At 30.9% G+C, this 21,900-nt stretch carries 21 protein-coding genes and 2 pseudogenes; 9 read left to right on the top strand and 14 right to left on the bottom strand.

Going from position 1 to position 21,900, the window contains the following annotated elements:
* Positions 1-178 precede the first annotated feature (178 nt).
* Positions 179-1,687: a succinate CoA transferase gene (locus tag AC0L4B_RS16490; RefSeq protein ID WP_473437868.1), complete on the top strand. Its 1,509-nt coding sequence runs from the start codon at positions 179-181 to the stop codon at positions 1,685-1,687.
* Positions 1,688-1,879: 192 nt separating this feature from the next.
* Here AC0L4B_RS16490 and AC0L4B_RS16485 read toward each other — a convergent pair whose 3' ends face one another.
* Complete coding sequence (locus AC0L4B_RS16485; RefSeq protein ID WP_473437867.1) at positions 1,880-2,173, bottom strand: hypothetical protein; 294 nt, start codon at positions 2,171-2,173, stop codon at positions 1,880-1,882.
* A 552-nt stretch (positions 2,174-2,725) separates the two neighbouring features.
* Between AC0L4B_RS16485 and AC0L4B_RS16480 the strand changes: the two are divergent.
* Positions 2,726-2,980 (top strand): annotated as a pseudogene (locus AC0L4B_RS16480) (IS110 family transposase); the annotation flags it as partial.
* Positions 2,981-3,392: 412 nt separating this feature from the next.
* Here the strand turns inward: AC0L4B_RS16480 and AC0L4B_RS16475 are convergent.
* Positions 3,393-3,620: a DUF7660 family protein gene (locus AC0L4B_RS16475; RefSeq protein ID WP_473437866.1), complete on the bottom strand. Its 228-nt coding sequence runs from the start codon at positions 3,618-3,620 to the stop codon at positions 3,393-3,395.
* 167 nt (positions 3,621-3,787) lie between these two features.
* The gene (locus tag AC0L4B_RS16470) at positions 3,788-4,495 is read right to left on the bottom strand and encodes a hypothetical protein (RefSeq protein WP_473437865.1); all 708 of its coding nucleotides are present in this window, start codon (positions 4,493-4,495) and stop codon (positions 3,788-3,790) included.
* Positions 4,496-4,939: 444 nt separating this feature from the next.
* Here AC0L4B_RS16470 and AC0L4B_RS16465 point away from each other — a divergent pair, with 444 nt between their 5' ends.
* Complete coding sequence (locus AC0L4B_RS16465) at positions 4,940-5,911, top strand: IS110 family RNA-guided transposase (protein WP_473437864.1); 972 nt, start codon at positions 4,940-4,942, stop codon at positions 5,909-5,911.
* A 48-nt stretch (positions 5,912-5,959) separates the two neighbouring features.
* On the opposite strand, the gene AC0L4B_RS16460 is transcribed toward AC0L4B_RS16465, so the two are convergent.
* From AC0L4B_RS16460 to AC0L4B_RS16430, 7 genes are all read right to left on the bottom strand, one after another.
* A complete protein-coding gene (locus AC0L4B_RS16460; protein ID WP_473437863.1) occupies positions 5,960-6,178 on the bottom strand; it encodes a hypothetical protein in 219 nt (72 codons plus the stop codon).
* An 18-nt stretch (positions 6,179-6,196) separates the two neighbouring features.
* Positions 6,197-6,637 (bottom strand): hypothetical protein, encoded by a 441-nt coding sequence (locus AC0L4B_RS16455; protein WP_473437862.1) that lies wholly within the window; start codon positions 6,635-6,637, stop codon positions 6,197-6,199.
* 131 nt (positions 6,638-6,768) lie between these two features.
* Positions 6,769-7,320: a hypothetical protein gene (locus tag AC0L4B_RS16450; RefSeq protein ID WP_342862894.1), complete on the bottom strand. Its 552-nt coding sequence runs from the start codon at positions 7,318-7,320 to the stop codon at positions 6,769-6,771.
* Between the two features lie 152 nt (positions 7,321-7,472).
* Positions 7,473-8,477 carry a TlpA family protein disulfide reductase gene (locus tag AC0L4B_RS16445; protein WP_473437861.1) on the bottom strand — a complete coding sequence of 335 codons (1,005 nt, stop codon included), beginning with the start codon at positions 8,475-8,477 and terminating at the stop codon, positions 7,473-7,475.
* Positions 8,478-9,138: 661 nt separating this feature from the next.
* On the bottom strand, positions 9,139-9,846 hold the full coding sequence (locus AC0L4B_RS16440; protein ID WP_473437860.1) for a VOC family protein: 708 nt from the start codon (positions 9,844-9,846) through the stop codon (positions 9,139-9,141).
* A 125-nt stretch (positions 9,847-9,971) separates the two neighbouring features.
* Positions 9,972-12,128: a M3 family metallopeptidase gene (locus AC0L4B_RS16435; protein ID WP_473437859.1), complete on the bottom strand. Its 2,157-nt coding sequence runs from the start codon at positions 12,126-12,128 to the stop codon at positions 9,972-9,974.
* A gap of 82 nt (positions 12,129-12,210) precedes the next feature.
* On the bottom strand, positions 12,211-12,888 hold the full coding sequence (locus tag AC0L4B_RS16430) for a peptidylprolyl isomerase (protein ID WP_473437858.1): 678 nt from the start codon (positions 12,886-12,888) through the stop codon (positions 12,211-12,213).
* A gap of 7 nt (positions 12,889-12,895) precedes the next feature.
* On the opposite strand from AC0L4B_RS16430, the gene AC0L4B_RS16425 reads away from it, so the two are divergent.
* The gene (locus AC0L4B_RS16425) at positions 12,896-13,537 is read left to right on the top strand and encodes an NUDIX hydrolase (RefSeq protein ID WP_473437857.1); all 642 of its coding nucleotides are present in this window, start codon (positions 12,896-12,898) and stop codon (positions 13,535-13,537) included.
* A gap of 47 nt (positions 13,538-13,584) precedes the next feature.
* A pseudogene (locus AC0L4B_RS16420) lies at positions 13,585-14,387 on the top strand (lysophospholipid acyltransferase family protein).
* 72 nt (positions 14,388-14,459) lie between these two features.
* On the opposite strand, the gene AC0L4B_RS16415 reads toward AC0L4B_RS16420, so the two are convergent.
* On the bottom strand, positions 14,460-15,092 hold the full coding sequence (locus AC0L4B_RS16415; RefSeq protein WP_473437856.1) for a hypothetical protein: 633 nt from the start codon (positions 15,090-15,092) through the stop codon (positions 14,460-14,462).
* Positions 15,093-15,095: 3 nt separating this feature from the next.
* Entirely contained in the window at positions 15,096-15,590 is a 495-nt protein-coding gene (locus AC0L4B_RS16410) for an RNA polymerase sigma factor (RefSeq protein WP_473437855.1), read from the bottom strand.
* A 265-nt stretch (positions 15,591-15,855) separates the two neighbouring features.
* On the opposite strand from AC0L4B_RS16410, the gene AC0L4B_RS16405 reads away from it, so the two are divergent.
* Positions 15,856-18,009 (top strand): TonB-dependent receptor, encoded by a 2,154-nt coding sequence (locus AC0L4B_RS16405; protein WP_473437854.1) that lies wholly within the window; start codon positions 15,856-15,858, stop codon positions 18,007-18,009.
* A gap of 680 nt (positions 18,010-18,689) precedes the next feature.
* On the opposite strand, the gene AC0L4B_RS16400 is transcribed toward AC0L4B_RS16405, so the two are convergent.
* Positions 18,690-18,932 carry a hypothetical protein gene (locus AC0L4B_RS16400; protein WP_473437853.1) on the bottom strand — a complete coding sequence of 81 codons (243 nt, stop codon included), beginning with the start codon at positions 18,930-18,932 and terminating at the stop codon, positions 18,690-18,692.
* A 231-nt stretch (positions 18,933-19,163) separates the two neighbouring features.
* On the bottom strand, positions 19,164-19,349 hold the full coding sequence (locus AC0L4B_RS16395) for a hypothetical protein (RefSeq protein ID WP_473437852.1): 186 nt from the start codon (positions 19,347-19,349) through the stop codon (positions 19,164-19,166).
* A gap of 178 nt (positions 19,350-19,527) precedes the next feature.
* Between AC0L4B_RS16395 and AC0L4B_RS16390 the strand changes: the two genes are divergently transcribed.
* The 3 genes from AC0L4B_RS16390 to AC0L4B_RS16380 are packed head-to-tail and all read left to right on the top strand — an operon-like array spanning position 19,528 to position 21,884.
* The gene (locus AC0L4B_RS16390) at positions 19,528-20,154 is read left to right on the top strand and encodes a hypothetical protein (protein WP_473437851.1); all 627 of its coding nucleotides are present in this window, start codon (positions 19,528-19,530) and stop codon (positions 20,152-20,154) included.
* 30 nt (positions 20,155-20,184) lie between these two features.
* Positions 20,185-21,525: a 2TM domain-containing protein gene (locus AC0L4B_RS16385; protein WP_473437850.1), complete on the top strand. Its 1,341-nt coding sequence runs from the start codon at positions 20,185-20,187 to the stop codon at positions 21,523-21,525.
* 11 nt (positions 21,526-21,536) lie between these two features.
* Entirely contained in the window at positions 21,537-21,884 is a 348-nt protein-coding gene (locus AC0L4B_RS16380; RefSeq protein WP_473437849.1) for a 2TM domain-containing protein, read from the top strand.
* Positions 21,885-21,900 lie beyond the last annotated feature (16 nt).

Here is a 21,900-nt window from a genome sequence, read left to right as displayed (position 1 = left end):
AATAATAACAGCATTTGCGGTGAATGCACTAAATTAATAAAACATTGTCTTTTTTCAATAAAAAGACATTAAATATCTTACATAAATTGCCAATGTATTTTATTGAAAAGTCAATTTTAAGGCTAATTTTAATTAAATATTAAATTTTTCAATCCCAAAATTATTAAATAATCATATTATGCAAAGAATAAATTATGCACCTTATAAAGATAAAATTCAAACAGCAAAGAAGGCCTCTTTATTAATTAGAAATCATGATGTTTTAGGTGTTAGTGGTTTTACTAAAGCGGGAGATAGTAAGGCTGTTTTACCAAAAGTTGCAGAAAGAGCTATTTACGAAGATTTTAAGGTAACGGTATTAAGTGGTGCATCGTTAGGGTATGATACTGATGCTAATTTGGCAAAAAATGGAGCATTGCATAAAAGAATGCCATTTCAAGCCGATCCTACTTTAAGAAAACATATTAATAATCATGACGTACTTTATGTAGACCAGCATTTAGGACAGACAGCTGATATGCTTCAAAAAATTGACACATTTAAAATTAATGTTGCCATTATTGAAGCTGTATCAATTACTGAAGAAGGTTATATTGTACCAACAACATCAGTGGGTAATTCTCCTATATTTACAGAAAAAGCCGATAAAATTATTATCGAAATTAATACTAGTTTTCCAGAAAGTTTATATGGCTTGCACGATATTAAACTATTAAAAAAACAACCAAACCGCGATATTATACCAGTACTTGAGTCTAATACACGAATAGGCGACCCATATATTAAAATAGATCCGAGTAAAGTGGTTGCAATTGTATATACAGAAATGCCAGATGCTCCAGCTGTTATTTCAGATGCCGATGAAAAAACAAAAGCCATCTCTAATCATATTCTTGAATTTTTAGGAAAAGAAGTGGATGAAGGTAGGTTAACAGAGTCCTTGCTACCATTACAAGCAGGTATCGGTAAAACAGCCAATGCTATTTTAGCTGGTTTTACCAACAGCAGATTTAATAATTTAACGATGTATTCTGAAGTGCTTCAAGACAGTACTTTCGATCTTTTTGATTCTGGTAAATTGGTATTTGCTTCTGCTTCATCGATTACTGTGACACAAAAGTGTTCTGATAAAATATTTAAGGACTTTGAAAAATATAGAAGTAAATTGATGTTACGTCCTCAAAATATTAGTAATTCGGCCGAAGTTATAAGTCGCTTAGGGATTATAGGTATTAATACAGCCATAGAATTCGATATATATGGAAACGTAAACTCTACACACATAACAGGAACAAAAATGATGAATGGTATTGGTGGATCTGGAGATTTTGCTAGAAACGGATACCTTAGTATTTTTGCTTGTCCTTCTATGTCTAAAGTAGATAGTATTTCGCATATTGTACCAATGGTGTCTCATACAGACCATACGGAACACGATGTAGATGTTTTAGTTACAGAGCAAGGTTTGGCAGATGTAAGAGGTTTAGCGCCTGTAGAAAGAGCTAGATTGATTATTAATAATTGTGTGCATCCAGAATATAGAGGGCAATTATTAAATTACTTTGAAAAAGCTTATAGTTTAGGCGGACAAACACCACATATATTAAAAGATGCTTTTAGTTGGCATACGCAACTAAAAGAACATGGTACAATGAAAATTACTGAGTACTCTAATTGTGATGCTTAGTTAATAATATTAAACCAAAAAAAGCGAGCTTTTGGCTAGCTTTTTTTGGTTAGTTTAATGTTTTTGTATAAGATTAGTTGCGTGTTTAAAGTACTAAAGTTAGCAAATAAAAACCGAATAGAATATTCCGAAGGAATATTCGTAAGTAGGCTAGAACTAGCAATGGATTATATACTTTGTTACCTGTTGGCTTTATTCCGCTCGTTTTAATTTTTTTGCTATTTCTTTTTCAAGGTCTTTTAACGTACTGTTTTCCGTTAAATTCAATTCCGATAATATTTTATTCGTAATAGGTCTGCAATAATCAATATCGTTTTCACTTCCAGCACAATTCAAACAACCAGAGTTATTATAAAAGATATAGCTCTCATTTATAATTAAATCTCCACCAAGATGCGAGTCAAGACAACTCGAAAACATTATCATTTTTCTTGATATTTCCTCACAATATTTTAAGTCCGAAATGCTATAAATGTCAAAAGCCATTGAAGGATACCAATTTTCATTGTAGGTTTCTTCTCTTAATTTGTCTTTTATAGATTTTGTTCTGCGAAATTCAATTCGTCCAATCGGTTTTATAGAATCCCTGTTTTCAATTTCATAAGCAATTTCATAAGTCCAATATTTTGGATTATTTATGTCAGGTTTCGAATCACACGAAAAAAAAACAGAATTAATAAAATGAATAGAATTTTCGGCATTCTCAATGTTGGTTTTCAGCTTGCAGGTAACTAGTTATATAACAACTAATATAGTTGTTTTTGGGGTTATATTTCCCTTTATGACAACTTTTAGTTACTTATATCAAATAAGAGTCATTTTACAATAGCTGTATTATTAAAAGCTAAACTACAATAATCCGCCTGTAAGTACAATACGTAGAACTACTTATTTTTATTAAAAAGCAGTCCTATTATTTTTATATGGCTTTAGTAATTGTACGTCTTAAGATGTATTTAATTTTTAGTATAACTATTTCAGGAAAATACATTATGTTGTCACTGTTGGTTAACATCTTTGTTTGATCCACATGGAAAGTGTGTAAAAGGGCGTCCGCGAATTAGTAAAATAAGGAATCAAAAGCTTCGAAATTTATTATTTATGTGCAGTTTTAATGCCTGTAAATATAACCATGCTTGCAAAGCAATATATGATAGATTAGTAGCCAAAGGGAAGAGTAAAAAATTAGCTTTAATAGCGGTTTGTAATAAGCTATTAAAACAGGCTTTTGCAATAGCAAAATCAGGACTAAGTTATGATAATAATTACAGAAGTACTTTATTAAAAAAATAATGAGTTTTTACTTGTTTTTTACCACAGTACTTTGTTGTGCGTTCGTTTTTTTATTCAGTTTTTGTTCCGTTCAAATCAATTTCCAATAAATCAGAATCCTCTTGATGAACTTTTATTTTAAATTTTTGTCCAACCTTTAGCAATTCAGGTTTATAAGTCTCTCTCATTTTATTTATTTTTTTCCTTTGTGCTGAAATTCAAATAAGAAAACATCTCGTCTTCCTGTAGTTCCTTTCGAAACGTTAAGTTTTATTTCAGTTATTGTTCCTTCTGTCCAGATAAAATTTGATTCAAGTTTTTCAATTCTATTTTGTCTATAAGTAGAAAATATAATTCCGAATATTAATATTAGAATTCCTCCAATTAATGCACTTTTTTTCCGTCAGTTAAATTCTTATAGAAATCAATAATCTTACTCATAAATCGATGCGCCTTTTAATATCTGACTAAAATTTTCCCAAGTTGGATTGTCAGCATTAATATCCATTTTCATATTATCATAAAATCCTTGAATGTCGTTTGTGTAACCAATCATACTTTCTAAAAAATCAGAAAGATTGACGTTCTCCCAATTCTCTTTGTTTTGGTCAAAATCAGTTTTAAATTCCTTTAAAAATTCAATAAATTCTATTCTTGTCATTGGTTTTCGGGATTTGTCTTAAATGACGCACAATGTTGTTGTATAAAGAAAGTTGCGGTTTTGTCAGCGAGGAATTTCCGAAGGAAATTCAGAAGTTGATAAAAATGCAACAGACTTTATTTTAGCACTAATTTAGCATTTTTTTTATACGGTGTTGGCATTAGTTTTTATTCTTTTTGTCCAAACCAATTCAAATTATTTTCATAATCGGTTTGTTTATTTTTATAAGTTCTGAAAATCCGCTTAATTGAAGTTTTTTTAAGTTGGTCTTTAATTGAATCCATTTGAAAATCAGTTATATTTTTGTCAGCAATCAAGTTAAATCTTGCGAATGGTCTTAATTCTTCTCGTAAGTTTTCTTTAAAATCGCTTACTTCTTTTTCCAGATTTTTCAGGTTAGATGTAGAATTGGTTTTTACAATAAAATTGTTATCAGAAAAACCTGCATAAACATTAAAAATCAAATTATTAGGCAAATTTAATGGAATTAATTCGTTGCTTTTTATTGGTAAATCAATTTCAATACCGATATTTTTTTGGAAAAAGTCATAAGTATTTTTAGCTTTAATTAGTCCAGGAAGTTGAATTATAGTGTCTCCTAAAATTTTAAGGGTAAGTAATTCGTTTGATTTATTTAATTTATAGGAATAAGTTAATTCCTTTTTATTGGTAAATCCGTTTATGTCTGTTAAGTGAATTTTGTCTTTATCAACTTCCCATTGCGCGAAAGTTTTTCCAAGTCTATCATAAAAAATAAGCGAGTCATTATAAAATTGAAATTCGAAAAACCCAAAGTTATCATCACTATTTGAATACCAATTTCCAATTAACTTTTCTTTCTGTTGTGTAGAAGAACAACTAAATAGAAAAATCAATAAAATGTATGTTAAAAAGTTCTTCATGAAATTAATGCCAACGTTGTTGTATATGGTTTGTTGCGTGTTTCAAGCAACTAATTTAGTAAATAATTACTGACCAAGAAAGTCCGCGAGGACTTTCGTAAGTAGGCGATAAGCCAGCAATAAATTATATACGGCTTAAGTTAGCATTTTAATAAAAACATTAAATTTAAGACATATAAATAAGAAAGCACAAAAGAGAGGAATAAGGTTAATATATACGCAGAGACTACAGATCTCGTCAACATTGAAAATCCCCTCTCTTTTACTACCCAGATTTCGTACAGTTATATGAGGCTTTTAGACCTCGATTTTAAGTCGTTGAAACTCGCGTAGCTTGTCCTTTACTCATTTTATAATATTTCAATAAATTGGAAATCGTGAATCTTCGTTCCTTGATTTCAAAAAAAACATTTTGTTATGAATAAAGATATAAAATATTTTGGAATAGACATCAGTCATTTAGTTTTTGATGTTACAGATTCTGAAGGTAATTATTACCAGTTTAAAAACAGTATTTCTGGCTTTAAAAAGTTCGTAAAATTGTTAGATTTTAATAGTCATTGTGTAATGGAAGCTACGGGATATTATCATTACCAATTAGCTTATTATTTACAAGAAGAAGGGATTAAAGTTTCTGTAGAAAATCCCTTATCAGTAAAACGATTTATACAAATGAAGTTGTCTAAAATAAAGACAGATAAAAGTGACTCAAAGTTGATTTGTGAATATGCCAAAGATGTAAAATTAAAGCTTTGGAAAGGCAATTCAAAGCATCAATTAGAATGTCTTCAAATGACCAGACTCCTTGGTGTGTATACAAAACAAAGCACAATGCTAAAAAATAAACTACATGGTGAAGCTGTTTTAGGCAATCCAAGTAAAGTAGTAGTTAGCTCCTTAAAGCGTAGTTTAAAACAGGTTGAGAAAGAATTAAAAATGATAGAAGATAAATTGTTAGCCTTAGTAAAAGAAGTGCATCAAGATGTTTTAACACGCTTAAAAAGTATTCCAGGAATTGGTCCCAAAACATCATTAATGCTAGTGGTTTTGACCGATGGATTTGATCGTTTTACAAGCGGAAGTGAATTGTGTAGTTACGCAGGTTTAACACCAGTGATCCGTCAAAGTGGGAGTAGTGTAAAAGGACGTCCTAGAATTAGTAAAATAGGTAATCAAAAGCTTCGAAATTTATTATTTATGTGCAGTTTTAATGCCTGTAAATATAACTATGCTTGCAAAGCAATATATGATCGATTAGTAGCCAAAGGGAAGAGCAAAAAATTAGCATTAATAGCGGTGTGTAATAAGCTATTAAAACAAGCTTTTGCAATAGCAAAATCAGGATTAACTTATGATAATAATTATAGAAGTGTTTTATTGAAAAATTAATGAGTTTTTACTTGTTTTTTACCACAGTACTTTGTTGGCAAATCGTTTTTATTTTTCAGTTTTACTTTTCTCTTTTTCGCTAACTGCCCATTTCCTTATTTTTTCATTTAAATCTCGAAATCCAATTCCGCCGAGTAACATTCCAATAGGCATTCCGATAATAGTTCTCCAAAATTCTTTAGGGTTTCGTTTATAGTCAGGTAAATATGCCCAATAAAGGAAAGCTCCAAAAAGGATTATTAAAGCACCAATTATTATGTATTTCATTTTTTAAATCTCTCGTTTTTAATTTTCAAATTCAGTTTCTTCATAATTCATCATCTTATCAATTTTCCATTCAGAAACTTTTCTGATTCTTTTAATTCGGTCAGATAATTCAGAGTTGTAAGAGCATCTATTTTCATTAAATCCAACCCAATTCGGAAAGTGTTTTTTTGCTAATTTAAAAGTTCGTTTTCCAATTTTTCCTGAATTATCGTTTTTGGTTTCCAAGTCTTTATTCGCAATTAAATTCGTCCGATAATTAAGTGCATATCTTAAAGCGTTTTCCAATTTAGGGTTACATTTTTCAATTCCTTCGTCTTCCCAAACTATCGCATCAGCTAAAACGTGATAATTAAATTTCGGATTTTCACAATCAGATTTAGTTGGAAGGCTATCTTTATATTTTCTGAAAGCTCTTCTAATAAATAATTCTTGTATTATCCATTCTGCTGTTTTGCGCATTGATTTTTTAAATGTTTGCCAACGGTTTTGTATAAGATTAGTTGCGTGTTTAAGCAACTAATTTAGCAAATACAAACCGAATAGAAAATCCGCGAGGATTTTCGTAAGCAGGCTTGCACTCGCAATTAATTTTATACGGTGTTGGCAACCGTTATTAATTGTTCAATTTCTTTTTCGTTTTTGGAACAATAAATAAAATTATCTCCATTCAGTATAAAACTGTCAGGATTAATTTCTTTCAATTCCAACCAGAATTTTCTTTGAAGCTTTTCAGTTTGATTCAAATCGTTTTTAAGAGCTACTTTATCCCAAGTTGGGTCAATATCATCCAGTTCAAAATTTCTATCCTTTAAAGTGAACATTCCGTAATTCACAAAGTCACTCATAGATTCAATTTCAGTTTTGTTTTCAAATAAACACCATTGGTCGTAATCTTCAAATATTGGACATTTTAGTTCTGCTTTTGTCAAAACAGGCGAAAAACTAACTTCGTTTATTTTATTCCAACCTCTTAATCTTTCTTCCTCTGTCGGAACAAAAATTCCGCCATCAAAACATATAATTGCAAGATATTTTCCAATTAATAAATTTGGCATTTGCTCAACCAATGATATTAAATCAAAATCTGTTGAGCTAAATTCAACCCAAAAGTACTCTGAGGTTTTTCCTGCGTAATGTTTCATCTAATGTTTGCCAACGTGTTCGTGTATGGTTAGTTGCGTGGTTAAGCAACTAATTTAGCAAACAAATACGAACCTGAGAAAATTCCAAAGGAATTTTCCAAGTAGGCACTTGCCAAAGCAATTAATTATACACGGTGTTAGGCACAGTTATTTTATTCCAGTTTAGTTTTTATTTCCAATAATGAATTCGTGTATACGACTACATTATTTTCTTTATCAAGTAAGATGTAAGTCGGAAAAATACTTATTGCTAAATTATCCGTCAGTCCGTTTGCTTCTTTTTCAATATAATTTGTCCAAGAAAGATTCTTTGAATTTAGATATTTTTTCCAAGTTTCAATTCTATTTCCTTGGTCGCTTGATAAACTGACAATTTTAATTCTATTCTTTTTAAAACGCTCTGTTAATGTTTTAATTTCTATATGGTCTTTAAGACAAGGTGGGCAAGCAGTATGCCAAAAGTCAAGCAGTATATATTTATTATCCTCAATATATATTTTTTGCTCGTTATTATTTTGGTCTAAAAATGTGAAATCAGATAGTTTGATATTACCACTATTCAGTTTTGATTTTAGAGTTTTAATTAACAAGCCAGAAGTGTAATGACTTTTTAAATTTTCTGGTTGTGAATTTATTATACTCATCAGTTGAGAAAGTACTTCTTGATTGTTTTGATTTTTAAACATAATATTCAATCCAATCATAAATGAGAATGGATTATCAATGTTCTTGTTAAGTTGTTTAAATAAAAACTTGCTTATTTCTTCGTCAGTTGCATCTGTTGAGTTAAGACTTTTAAACCCTTTGTTATATTCGGTAATTTTGTCAAAAATTTCAGAACCTATGACATTTATCTGTAGAGATTTAGACTTAACAGAAATTTTAATATCAAAACTCCCTTGGTCTAGCCAAACCCTCTTTTTGTATAAACTATCTTGAGTTTTAATGTCAAAAAAATACTCCTCTGTCAATTCATTCTGAAAATTAAGGTTTGTTTGCTCATTGAATTTATATTCTAAATTACCTCTGAAATTCCTAAAATTAATTGTTTCAATTTTTTCATCTGAATCAATATCGATAGATAATTCCAACTTATTATCTTGACTAAATAAGAAGTTAATGAAAAAGAATAAGATTAAGTTTAAAGTGATTTTCATTCTTGTTTTGGGTTTTAATTGTGCCTAACTGGTTATATGACAACTAATATAGTTGTTTTTGGGGTTATATTTCCCGTTATGACAACTTTTTGTGACTTATATCAAATAATTGTCTTTTTATTATTGTTGTTTATTGATAGCTAAATTATAATAATGCACTTGCAAATTCAATACGTATAACTACGTATTTTTAGCCAGTGTTTATTTTGTGTTTAGATAGGTGTCTGTATTTAATTGTTTGATTTTTGTTAATGTATTGCAGAAAATTTGCTTTGGCGCATTGTGTTGAATATGTTTGTTTATGAGGTTGTTGTGTGCTTGTGTAACTAGGTTAGTAGATACAAACCGAATAGAAAATCTGGGAGTGTTTTTGTGAATAGGTTAAGGGAGTTATAAATTATGTGTAGTGTTATGTCTTGGCTTTTTAAATTCTGATTATTTTTTAAAACTGTTTCGGGAACTTATGTCTAATAAACATGTTTGTTGAAAATTTGCTTTGAAGTAAGCGTAAATTTTCAGCTTGCTTTATTGTTTTTAGCATAAATCATGTATATAAGCTTTTGAAGTTGTTTTTAAGGAATATTAAAATAGTTAATTGTAAAGTGGACTTAAAAAAGAAAACGCCTTAAAAAGCAATTATAGAAGCCTGTTTTTTTATAATTTATAGTCTTGTGCAACGGTTACTGGTGTTGGCAATCATTTTTATTTTTAATCGTTCTTCTATGTATTCTATTTTATATTCTTGTTCATTATTTTCAATAATAGCGTTAAAAGGTTGTGGTTTTATCTTTAAAGTTGTTGGAAACCAAATTTCTTTTACTTTATAGTTAGGTAACAATAAAATTCCTTCTTGATTTCCGTTTGTTCCAAACCTTTCGAAATCTCCTTTCCAAAATTTAGTACCCAATTCGTTTTCTAATTGTGTATTTATTTTTCTTACGTCATTTGTAGGCATTCCCATTTCATTTATTCCTAATACTTTTGAAATATCAAAATCAGTTTTATCGTCATTTTTCAGGTCATAACGGACAATGAATTCAGCTACATTTCCGCTAGCATCATAAAAATAGAAAGAGTCTGCATTCCAAGATTCAAATTTTTGAGTTTTTCTACCGTTTTCAATATCTATTACTTTTGTTCTCTTTTCCATCCAATCTAATGCTTTGTTTAGATGGTTTGCTGGGATTAAAAAACAATAATGGTATTTGTATTCTTTTTTGGATTTTTTAAAGGTTAATTTACTCCAACCGATTTGGACTGTAAATGAAATATCACTTTGTTTTAAAAGTTTAAAACCTAATGTTTTTGAATAGAATTTCAATTCAGACTCAAATTTTTTTGTATAAAGTTCTAATTCTATGAATTTCATTAAAATTATTTTTTGTTTACGATTAGCTTAAATTACAGACAACTAGTTGTATAATAATTAAAGGAATAAATATCCCGTAATATTATTACGGGATATTTATTCCTTTTAGTGATGATTATTTCGGTTTAATTATTTGTTGGTACAGGAAAACCTCTGTCGCGTAATAAGGCTTCGATTTTAGCATCACGACCTCTAAATAATCTAAAAGCTTCAGCTGGATCAATACTATTTCTTGGTGCAAATAAGTATTTAACTAATTTATCTGCTACAGCTTTGTCATAAAAACCATCTGGTGCATTTTTAAATGCTTCAGAGGCATCACTTGTTAACACATCTGCCCACATGTATCCGTAATAAGCTGTTGCATAGCCTTCTCCTGAAAATACGTGTCCAAAGTGTGGTGTTCTGTGACGCATTGGTAACTCGTTTGGCATATTTAATTCGGCTAAAGTTTCGCGTTCAAAAGCATCAATATCAATGTTTTCTGGATCTGCTAAATGTAGTTTCATATCCATTAAAGCAGATGCTAAATATTCGGTTGTAGCAAATCCTTGATTAAAGGTAGATGCTTTTTTAATTTTTTGTACTAAACTATCTGGTATAGGTTCGCCAGTTTTGTTGTGTACTAAAAATTGATTAATAACTTCGTCTGTAGATAACCAACGCTCTAATAACTGACTCTGGAACTCGGTATAATCTCTAACACCACCATTTAAAGTTGGGTATTTTACGTTAGAAGAGAAAAAGTGTAAAGCATGTCCAAATTCGTGAAAAAATGTTTCGGCATCATCCCAAGACACTAATACAGCTTCTCCTGGTGCAGGTTTTACAAAGTTTGAGTTGTTGGATGCTAATACTGTTTTTGGACCATCAAATGTGGTGTGACTTCTGTAGGTTGTCGCCCAAGCACCTGAGCGTTTTCCTGGTCTTGCAAATGGATCTAAATACCATAAGCCTATGGCTTTACCACTGTCTTTGTCTGTTACTTCCCAAACTTTTACATCCTCATGAAAAACAGGAACTTTACCTTCTTTTACTGGAGTAAAGTTATAGTTAAATAATCGTCCAGCTGTATAAAATAAGGCTTGCGTTAATTTGTCTAATTGTAAGTATTGTTTAACCTCGTCACTGTCTAAATTATATTTTTTTTGTCTTACTTTTTCAGCATAAAAACGGTAATCCCAAGGTTGTATTTTTAAATCATCACCTGCAACATCTTGCATGTCTGCAACTTCTTCTTTTACACGTGCTATTGCTGCTGGCCATACAGCTTCCATTAGTCCCGTAGCATTGGCTGGTGTTTTAGCCATTCGGTCTTGCAAACGCCATTCGGCATAATTACTATATCCTAATAATTTAACACGCTCTCTACGTAGTTTTAAAATTTCCGCGATAAGCGTATTATTATCATATTGGTCACCATTATCTCCTCTAGAGTAATAATTGGTCCAAACTTGTTTACGTAATTCGCGCTCTGTACTGTAAGTCAAAAATGGATCCATTGATGATCTGGTATTGGTAATAGCATATTGTCCCTCTTTACCGTTATCTGTAGCTATTTTTGCAGCCGATTTTATAAACCCATCACTTAAACCATCCAATTGGTCTTTGTTTAAGTAGGTAATGTAGTTTTCTTCGTCATGTAATACATTATCACCAAACTTGTTGTAAAGGGATGATAACTCTTTATTAATTTCGGCATAGCGTTTTTTCTTTTCAGCATCCAGTTCGGCTCCATTCATTTCAAAACCTTTGTAAACCAACTCTGTCACACGTTGTTGGTCTGCAGGAAGCGGATTGGTTTGTGAGGCATCATAAACCGCTTTGACGCGTTTAAATAACGCTTCGTTTTGATTGATTTTAGAACGATAGTCAGACAGTTTAGGTGCTAATTGACTTTGCACTTCTCTAAATTCTGGACTACTCATATTACTACTAAAAATTCCGTAGTAAGTAAATACGTTATTTAAACCGTGTCCAGCACGTTCCATAGCTTCTATAGTATTTTCAAAAGTAGGCGCTTCGGTATTATTTGCAATAGCTTCAATGTCTTTTAAACCTTGTTCCATACCCTCAATAACTGCAGGTTGGATTTGGTCCACTTTCATTTTATCAAAAGCAGGTACACCACCATAAGGTCCAGTGTAATCTTGTAACAGAATATTGTCGCTCATGGCAGTTTCGGTTTTAGTATGTTCTGTTTTAGTTGTTTTGTCCTTACAACTTGTAGAAAACAGTAACACTGTACAGGTTATAAAGGAATAAATTGAGTTTGTTTTCATGTTTAGTTTTTTATTGAAGCTTAAAGATAAGTGTTTTGTGTACTGCTAAAAAATGTAGCTTGTTAAAATGAAACCAAGAGGTTTAATCCAGAATTTTTACCGTTTCAATGTATATGTTTTGTAAAGGCCAATCGGCTTCATCAACATCCACACTATTAATATTATCCACAATGTCCATGCCTTTAGTGACTTCGCCAAAAACGGTATAGTCACCATCTAAATGAAATGCATCTTGTTGCGTGATAAAAAACTCGTAAGGAGAGGCTAATTTATGTGGGTTTTCTATATCACTGCTTGGCATAGATATAACTCCACGTTTGTGAGTAAAGCCACGATTTGTATCTGTAGGTAATAAATAATGACCAATTTTACGTCGTTTTGCAGCCACATTGACATTGTCTGTATTACCACCTTGGATAATAAAGTTTTTAACCACACGATGGAATTGGGTATTGTCAAAAGCTTTTTGTTTGGCTAAAAAAATAAAATTAGCACGATGGAATTTAGTTTTGTCATACAATTGTATATCAATATCTCCAACAGAGGTTACAATACGGACTTTGCTTTCTTTATGAAGTGGCTCAAACTCTAAAAAAAAGTCCATTACATTATCTTTATCTAAATATGGATATTGACGTTTAGGAGTTGTGTCTTTTTTAGTAGCGACTTCAGTTTTAATGTCTTTTGTTTTAGCTTTGGATTGTTTATCTTCACAATTAAATAAAACTAAACACAAACTAACCAATAATAATACGCGCATTTTTAACATGAATTTTAATGAATTTATCATAGCGTTACCAAAAATAAAAAATATCCCTTTGCCAGCCGAAGCATCTCAGCTTAAAATGGTGCCACCATATAGACAAGAGTTGGTAAAACAGCAAGGTGATGCTATTAAAAACGCAAGGCAAAGTGCTGTATTAGCGTTGTTTTATCCAGATTTAGAAGCCCAAACAAAGCTAATTTTAATATTAAGAAAAACCTACAAAGGGGTTCATTCTGGGCAAGTTGGTTTTCCTGGAGGAAAAGTAGAATTAGAGGATTATGACTTAAAGCATACTGCCTTAAGAGAAACTCATGAAGAAGTTGGTGTATCTCCTGACTTAGTTACGGTTTATAAAAAACTAACTCAAGTTTACATTCCACCAAGTAATTTTTACGTACAACCTTTTATAGGAGTCGCAGATAGTACACCAATTTTCACCAAACAAGATAGTGAGGTAGAGGATTTATTAGAAGTGTACCTATCCGATTTGTTAAGCGAAAGTAACTTAACACAAAAAACGGTAACGACCAGTTATGGTGCTGATGTACAGGTGCCTGCATTTAAATTAAGCAATCATTTAGTTTGGGGAGCAACCGCAATGATGCTTAGCGAAGTCAAAGACTTGTTAAAACAAACCCTTTAACCTAAAGGTTTTGCTATATTTGCATTTACTAAATGTAAAATTAAACTATGGGTTTATTTAAAAAAATCCTTTTGGACACATACTTTTTGTAAAAAAATGGTTGATTAGGATCTTAGGTGTCTTAACACACAGACGTTATAGAGGTTTTAACGACTTACAGATTGAAGGGTCTGATATTATCAGAGATTTACCAGATACTAACGTATTATTTATATCTAATCACCAAACTTATTTTGCAGATGTAATCGCCATGTTTCATGTTTTTAATGCAGCCTTAAGTAACCGTCAAGATACTATTAAAAATGTTGGGTATTTATGGCATCCTAAACTAAACTTTTATTACGTTGCTGCTAAAGAGACCATGAAGTCTGGATTAATTCCTAAAATATTTGCTTACACTGGATCTATAAGTATAGAGCGTACATGGCGTAGCCAAGGTAAAGATGTCAAACGACAGGTAAAAATGTCTGACATATCTGCTATTAAAACAGCATTGGATGATGGTTGGGTAGTGACTTTTCCGCAAGGGACAACAACACCATTTAAACCTATCCGTAAAGGTACAGCACATATAATCAAACACTATAAACCAGTAGTAGTACCAATTGTTATAGACGGTTTTAGACGTAGTTTTGATAAAAAAGGGTTACGTATTAAAAAGAAAAATGTATACCAATCTTTTGAAATTAAAGAACCTTTAAAAATTGATTACGAAAACGACAGTATTGCAGACATAGTAGAACAAATAGAATATGCTATCGAGCAACATCCTTCGTTTTTAAAAGTGATACCAGAAAAAGAATTATTAGCGCAAGAAGAACTTAATAAACAACGTGAGTTTTTAAGTTAATCCGAATATTACAATATAAAAAAAGCATCAAAAAATATTTATTTTGATGCTTTTTTTAGTTTTAACTAAAAGCTAGATTTCTATCTTTTTAAGTTCTTTATAATTTCTGTTTAATCGCTTTAGTAATATACCATATATCAAGCTGTAAAACGCATAAACAATACCAACCATAATTAAAGTCAGTAAGGTCACTACACCAATAAATTTTGATAATTCAATGGTAGATAATGCAGAGACATCAAACTCTGTACGCTTAGTTTTTAAGGATAAATAAGTGTAGTAAGGTGCCATTACTACAATCATAAACAAATTATAAACCACATAGTATTTAATGATTTTTCTGGTTTTTAAGATGTTTTTCATTAGCTGTTTGGTACTATCCACAACCGAAATTGTTTTGTACGATTTGTACAACAAATAGATGAAAATTATAATAACCACATAGGATAACCCTAAGATTACATAATGAAAAGTCCCATTGTTATACGTTTCGTTAAACTGATTTTTATAATCCTCCGACACAAAAAACGGAATAAAATTACAGAATAATATAAACACCAACTCAGCAATACTTATATAAAATAACGTCTTTACAATGCTAGACGATTTTTTTAATAGCATTGGATATATTTGGGCAGCCGATTTTTTTTCAAATTTATCGTCACTCTTAAGCCAGTCTTTTTTTAATAATTCTAATTCATCCATAGGTTACGGATTTAAAATGGTTCTTAATTTAGTTTTCACTCTATTCATTTTCACTCTAGCATTAACTTCAGTAATACCCATTGTTTCACTTATTTCTCTATAATTTTTGTCCTCCAGATATAAAAATACCAAAGCCTTTTCAATATCATTTAATTGGTGGACAGCCTTGTATAACAATTTTAACTGTTCTTCTTCAGTACTATCGTACTCCTCTGCACTAATTTTAAATTGTACACTATCAAACTCTTGTGTATTAATAGTACGTTTAGACTTTCTGTAAAGTGTAATTGCGGTATTTAATCCCACACGATACATCCAAGTACTAAACTTACTGTCACCTCTAAACTTCGGGAAAGCTTTCCATAATTGGATCGTTATTTCCTGAAATAAATCGTTATGCGCATCATAATTATTGGTATAAAGTCTACAAACTTTATGCACAATATTTTGGTGCTGTTCCAACAATTCAACAAAATTTTGTTCTAGTGGTTTACTCAATGGTTTGATTAGTTAGTTTAACTATTAGTAGCAATTAATATAAAGATGTTACACAAAATTAAAAATATTTTTTTTGGCGTTACCACAAGGGTCGCGTTTTACGTTACAATCTTTTTTTGCCATATGTGGCAGCAAAAAAAGGATACCACTGCAACCGCTAACGCAACTCATCCGCCAAAAACAACAATTCAGAAATTTAAAATTCTAAATCCTAGAGGTTCAGTACATCTTTGTACCATCAAACAATCAAAAAACAAACTTCGTTATGAAATCTCTATTATCCCTTTTACTAGTTTTATTAACCTTAACACTACACGCGCAAACCACAATATCAGGTACAGTAACAGATCAAAACAAACAACCTGTTTTAGGAGCCAATGTTTACCTAAAAGGAACCTACGATGGAGCCAGTACCTTAGCCAATGGTCGTTTTAGTTTTAAAAGCACAGCAACAGGAACACAAACCTTAGTTGTTTCGTTTTTATCCTATGAGACTAAAACCTTAGTTAATAACATCACCCAGTTTAAAGACCTGAAAATAACATTACGTGAAGATGTTAATACATTAGATGCAGTAGTCCTATCAGCTGGTACCTTTGCTGCAGGAGACAATAGTAAAGTTTCAGTATTAAAACCATTAGACGTCGTAACAACAGCTAGTGCTTTAGGAGACTTTGTTGGAGCATTACAAACCCTTCCAGGAACCACAACAGTTGCTGAAGATGGACGTTTGTTTGTACGTGGTGGAGAAGCCGAAGAAACGCAAATTTTTATAGACGGAATACGTGTATTTACACCATATGCACCAACCACAAATAATGCACCTACACGTGGACGCTATTCTCCATTTTTATTTGACGGAATTACTTTTTCAACAGGAGGTTACAGTGCAGAATATGGTCAAGCTTTATCAAGTATCTTAGAATTAAATACAATACATCAGCCAGATCAAGAAAAAACAGATATAGGTATCATGAGTGTAGGAGCTAACTTGGGTAATACGCAAATTTGGGGTAAAAATAGTTTAAGTGTTAATGCTTCATATATTAATTTAGCACCATATTTAGAGCTTTTTGAAGATAGAAACGATTGGAAACAACCTTTTGAAACCCTTTCTGGAGAAGCCGTATTTAGACATAAAACTAATAATGGATTATTAAAACTATATTCCGCATTTGATACCACAGATTTTAGTTTAGTTCAAGAGGATATAAATTATAGTAACGGGATTCCGTTTAGTCTAAATAATAACAACTTGTACTTTAATGGTTCTTATAAAGAAGCATTAAATAATAATTGGACAATTTCTGGAGGTGCTAGTTATACTTATGCAAAAGCCAAAACAGAGGTGTTTGAAAGTCAAATTAAAAGTACACAAAACTCAGTTCATGCTAAGGTGAAATTAAAACACCGTTTTAATAACCGATTTAAATTAAACTTTGGAGTAGAGCAATTTACCACACAGTTTAACGAGAATTATAATGATGATACTATCACCAATGTAAGCTATGGTTATAATAATAACCTATCTGCTGCATTTACAGAAGCTGATGTGTTTTTCTCGAAAAAGGTAGCTTTAAAAGCTGGTTTTCGTGCGGAATATAGTGCTTTGTTTGATGATATTAATGTGTCACCACGATTGTCTTTAGCTTATAAGACAGGATCTAAAAGTCAGTTGTCATTAGCTTATGGACGTTTTTTTCAGCAACCTAATAGTACTATTTTAAAATTTAATCAAGATTTGCAAGCACAGCAGGCACAGCATTATATATTAAACTACCAATACAATGCACATGGAAAGATTTTTAGAGCAGAAACGTATTATAAACAATATAGTGATTTAGTAAAATACGATTCAGATTTTACAAGTTTTGATACTGATTTTAATAACTCAGGAGCTGGATTTGCAAAAGGTATAGATTTGTTTTTTCGTGATAATAAAAGTATTAAAAATATAGATTACTGGGTAAGCTATTCGTTATTAGATACGCAACGTGATTATAAAAATTATGCAAATGCAGCACAACCAAATTTTGCTAATACACACAACTTATCAGTTGTTGGTAAATACTGGATAGATAATTTAAAAAGTCAAGTAGGCTTAAGTTATAGTTTTGCTTCAGGACGTAGTTATACAGACCCAAATCAAGAAGGGTTTTTAAATCAAAAAACAAAAAGCTATAATAGTTTAAGTTTAAATTGGGCTTACCTGTTAAGTCCTCAAAAAATCTTATATTTTTCGGTAAATAATGCTTTAGGATTTAATAATATTAATGGTTACCAATATGCTAATACACCAGATTTAAATGGACAGTTTAATAGTCGTGCATTGCGTCCTGCTGCAGATCAGTTTTTCTTTGTAGGATTCTTTTGGACCATAAGCGAGAAAGGTACAGACAACCAATTAGATAATTTATAGTTATACCTTCTCGATACAATTTGCTCGTTCCTCACAAATCACTCGAAGTGACGAATATGGATACAAAACTTGAGTTTATTAGGTTGTGAGTTATCACATAACTTCAGTTCGAGTGCTTCGACGCAGGAGGAGTGTATCGAGAACTATTAATAATTATAGCTTCTCGATACAATTTGTTCGTGCCTCACAAATCACTAGAAGTGACGACTATGGATATAAATTTTGAGTTTATTGGGTTGTATAATTCATTACATAACGTCAGTTCGAGAGCTTCGACGTAGTAGAGGTGTATCGAGGACTATTAATAGTTAAACTTCTCGATACAATTTGTTCGTACCTCCCAAATCACTCGAAGTGACGAATTAAGTAAGTAGTATTAATAAAGTTAGCGGAAGTAATAGTTGTAAGTCATCACGTAACGTCAGTTCTAGTGCTTCGACGTAGGAGAAGTGTATCGAGAACTATTATTAATGATTTTATCAATCAATATCACTGCTTCTTACTACTTTGCCTCCAAAAAATGAAAGCCATTATAAACCCAAAAGCCATGTAAATACCATGTGCAATACGTATGTCGTTTTCTGTTGGTCCAATAAGAGTTTCAACTTTAGTACCTAAGCTAAACCAATAAATAAAAATAGCAAAAACAACCAAAATAATACTACCAACAGTACCACTGACTAGTAAAACATGTTTTGTTGTAAAAAAGAAATTGGCAGCCAAAGCTCCCCAAAAAAGGTTAATACATATAAGCCATTATCTGTGTATGTTTTTATAATTCGGCTAATGGTATCGTTGTCCGTTGTATTATCTACAGCTAAATAGATGTCAAATCCAATTAGAAGTATAAATAAAATAATAATTAGGTATTGTACCTTTTTTACAAAAGCATCATTGTCTAATAATTGATTTAAAGGTCGCATACTATTAGTTGTTTAAGGTAAATTGGATAAATTCTTCATGACGTTGTGACCATATAAAATGCCCAAATAGTAATCCGCTAACCAATAAGATAATTTGATACTTGGTCTTTATTATATAATCTTTAGGCAATTTTCTACCATATATAATCATAATAATAACTATTACAGCTAGCACTATTGGAGGGATTTCCCAATGGGTAATAAAAATATCAAGTACAGGTTTTTTACTTCCTAAAAAAAGTGACCACCAAAAACGCCCCAAAGAAAAGGTATAAAAAAGTACTTGTTATAGCTCCAATTTTTAATAACAACATTAATAGTATCATTTTTATAGTAGTTAATATTTAAAATCGTGTTTAGTAAAATTAATAAGCCAATGGTACTAAATACAATAATTTCAACGGTTTTTATTGACATGAATAGCGAGTTTTAAGACTTAAAGTTAGTGGTTTTGTGTTGTAAAAACAATGCTAAATGAAGGCAAATGATAAAACTATTACAATTCAGACTAAAAAACTTACAGTTGGGTCATCTGCTTTTTTAAAAGCTGTAGTAGTGTTGGATATTTGTAGTGTTAATTTATAACTCATTAATTATGTACAAAATAGCAATTATTATTACCTTAATGTTTAGTCAGATTTTATCTGCACAAAGTGCTTATGAAACTGGTATGAATAAAGCCTTCGAGCTTTGGAAATCAGGACAACCTGCTGAAGCTTCTAATTTATTTGAACGTATAGCAACAGCAGAAAGCGATAACTGGTTACCATCCTATTATGCAGCTCAGGTTTTAATTCTAGACAGTTTTACTAAACTAAAAGACAAACAAGCTTTAGAAGCACAATTAAAAAAAGCACAAACTTTTCTAGATGATGCAGTTTCAAGATCAAAGGATAATCCTGAAAATATGGTGTTACAAGCCATGCTACACACAGCTTATGTCGCTAGTGATGGTGCAACTTACGGCATGTCATTATCCCCAAAAATTAATGCATTATATGCTAAAGCAGCACAATTAGCACCAAATAACCCTCGTGTGATGTTGTGTAAAGCAGAATGGGATATGGGAAGTGCTAAATATTTTGGGCAAGACACAAAGCCATTTTGTGAGCAAATAGAAAAATCTCTGCAACTTTTTGCTAACTTTAAACCAGAAACTACTTTTGATCCCAATTGGGGAAAAGAGCGTGCAGAGCAATTAACAGCACAATGTAAAGCTTAATTATTGCAACTGTTTTAATAACAAAACATTATGAACAAAGTATTTAAAAATATAATATTAACTTTTGCTATAGGCTGTGTAGTCTTTGTCATTGGACAATATTTATCCAATGGGTTTAAGTATGACACTACAACACAATTTATAGAAGATTTTATATTCTATCAATTATATGCTTTTGTTTTAGGCTTTTCAAACATGACGTTTTTTTCATACATGGAACGTCGTAAATGGATGTCAGGACAGTATGTTAAACGAGTACTTTTAGGGATTTTAGGATCTACACTAATTACACTTTTAGGCCTGTTTTTATTAAGGGCATTTACCTCTGTAGTGTATGTTGGTAATTCGTTTTTATTTTTTATATCAAATGAAACTTGGAAAGGCTATTCGTTTGGACTATGGATAACATTAACCATTGTGTCTATCTTTCATGTGGTTTATTTTTATAATAGATATCAAAAAAATAAGCTGAAAGAACAAAAAGTAATTGCAGGAACAGCAAGTGCTAAATTTGATGCTTTAAAAAACCAATTAGATCCTCATTTTTTATTCAACAGTTTAAATGTATTAACCAGTTTAATTGAAGAAAATCCAGATAACGCACAAAAATTTACAACCAGTTTATCAAAAGTATATCGTTATGTTTTAGAACAAAAAAATAAAGATTTAGTAACTGTAGATGAGGAACTTAAGTTTGCTAAAACCTATATGTCTTTATTAAAAATGAGATTTGAAGACAGTATTATTTTTGACATACCAAAACAAGCCACAAATCCAGAAAGTAAAGTCGTGCCTTTATCATTACAATTGTTATTAGAAAATGCAGTAAAGCACAATATTGTCACTAGTAATAAACCGTTGCACATTAAAATTTATGAAACTAACGGAAACTTAGTGGTTGAAAACAATTTACAAACCAAAGAAATAGTAAAAAAGAGTAGTGGAGTTGGTCTTGAAAACATCAAACAACGTTACCAATTATTAACTAATAAACGTGTAGTAATTAACCAAAGTCAAAACGATTTTATGGTTTCAATTCCTATACTAACAAAAGAAATAGTAATTATGAAACAAATACCAAAACAACAATTAGACGACTCTTATGTAAGAGCACGTAAGCATGTAGAAGAATTAAAAGAATTTTATTATAACCTGATTTCCTATTGTATCGTTATTCCTTTTTTAATTTTTATAAATTATAAAACAAGTTGGGATTACAAATGGTTTTTCTTTCCAATGTTTGGTTGGGCAGTCGGCATATCATTTCACGCATACAAAGTGTTTGTAAACGACGGAATGCTAGGGAAATCTTGGGAAGAAAAAAAGATTAAAAAGTTTATGGAAGAAGACAGTCAAAAACGTTGGAACTAAAATTTAATATTATGAAAAGCGATATAGATAATTATATAGAAAATAACCATCAAAATAACTTTGAAAAAGAAGAAGCTTATATTAGAGCAAAGAAAAAAGTAGAAAAAATTGTAGGTTTTTATTGGCACTTTGCCATTTATATTGTGGTTAATATTTTTTTAATGATAATGATTTATTCTAAATCAGGAGAACCTTTTTGGAGCTTTGCTGTTTGGTCGACGCCTTTATTTTGGGGAATAGGTATAGGATTTCATTTTTTAGGTGTTTTTGGAACAGATTTTTTATTTGGTAAAAACTGGGAAGAACATAAAATTGAAAAATACATGAACAAAGAAAAAGATAATAGGCGTTGGGAATAAGCAGTTAATTAGTTAA

It is taken from the genome of Olleya sp. NP1-10 (assembly GCF_055804415.1).
This window is presented reverse-complemented; position numbering and strand designations above follow the sequence as displayed.

Bases quoted from the DNA above. Each gene is read 5' to 3' on its own strand.
- AC0L4B_RS16450 (WP_342862894.1), bottom strand. From the start codon at position 7,320: ATGAAACATTACGCAGGAAAAACCTCAGAGTACTTTTGGGTTGAATTT.
- AC0L4B_RS16415 (WP_473437856.1), bottom strand. From the start codon at position 15,092: ATGGATGAATTAGAATTATTAAAAAAAGACTGGCTTAAGAGTGACGAT.
- AC0L4B_RS16395 (WP_473437852.1), bottom strand. From the start codon at position 19,349: ATGTCAATAAAAACCGTTGAAATTATTGTATTTAGTACCATTGGCTTA.
- AC0L4B_RS16460 (WP_473437863.1), bottom strand. From the start codon at position 6,178: ATGAAATACATAATAATTGGTGCTTTAATAATCCTTTTTGGAGCTTTC.
- AC0L4B_RS16445 (WP_473437861.1), bottom strand. From the start codon at position 8,477: ATGAAAATCACTTTAAACTTAATCTTATTCTTTTTCATTAACTTCTTA.
- AC0L4B_RS16440 (WP_473437860.1), bottom strand. From the start codon at position 9,846: ATGAAATTCATAGAATTAGAACTTTATACAAAAAAATTTGAGTCTGAA.
- AC0L4B_RS16465 (WP_473437864.1), top strand. From the start codon at position 4,940: ATGAATAAAGATATAAAATATTTTGGAATAGACATCAGTCATTTAGTT.
- AC0L4B_RS16430 (WP_473437858.1), bottom strand. From the start codon at position 12,888: ATGCGCGTATTATTATTGGTTAGTTTGTGTTTAGTTTTATTTAATTGT.
- AC0L4B_RS16390 (WP_473437851.1), top strand. From the start codon at position 19,528: ATGTACAAAATAGCAATTATTATTACCTTAATGTTTAGTCAGATTTTA.
- AC0L4B_RS16425 (WP_473437857.1), top strand. From the start codon at position 12,896: ATGAATTTTAATGAATTTATCATAGCGTTACCAAAAATAAAAAATATC.
- AC0L4B_RS16490 (WP_473437868.1), top strand. From the start codon at position 179: ATGCAAAGAATAAATTATGCACCTTATAAAGATAAAATTCAAACAGCA.
- AC0L4B_RS16485 (WP_473437867.1), bottom strand. From the start codon at position 2,173: ATGGCTTTTGACATTTATAGCATTTCGGACTTAAAATATTGTGAGGAA.
- AC0L4B_RS16400 (WP_473437853.1), bottom strand. From the start codon at position 18,932: ATGCGACCTTTAAATCAATTATTAGACAATGATGCTTTTGTAAAAAAG.
- AC0L4B_RS16475 (WP_473437866.1), bottom strand. From the start codon at position 3,620: ATGACAAGAATAGAATTTATTGAATTTTTAAAGGAATTTAAAACTGAT.
- AC0L4B_RS16385 (WP_473437850.1), top strand. From the start codon at position 20,185: ATGAACAAAGTATTTAAAAATATAATATTAACTTTTGCTATAGGCTGT.
- AC0L4B_RS16380 (WP_473437849.1), top strand. From the start codon at position 21,537: ATGAAAAGCGATATAGATAATTATATAGAAAATAACCATCAAAATAAC.
- AC0L4B_RS16405 (WP_473437854.1), top strand. From the start codon at position 15,856: ATGAAATCTCTATTATCCCTTTTACTAGTTTTATTAACCTTAACACTA.
- AC0L4B_RS16435 (WP_473437859.1), bottom strand. From the start codon at position 12,128: ATGAAAACAAACTCAATTTATTCCTTTATAACCTGTACAGTGTTACTG.
- AC0L4B_RS16455 (WP_473437862.1), bottom strand. From the start codon at position 6,637: ATGCGCAAAACAGCAGAATGGATAATACAAGAATTATTTATTAGAAGA.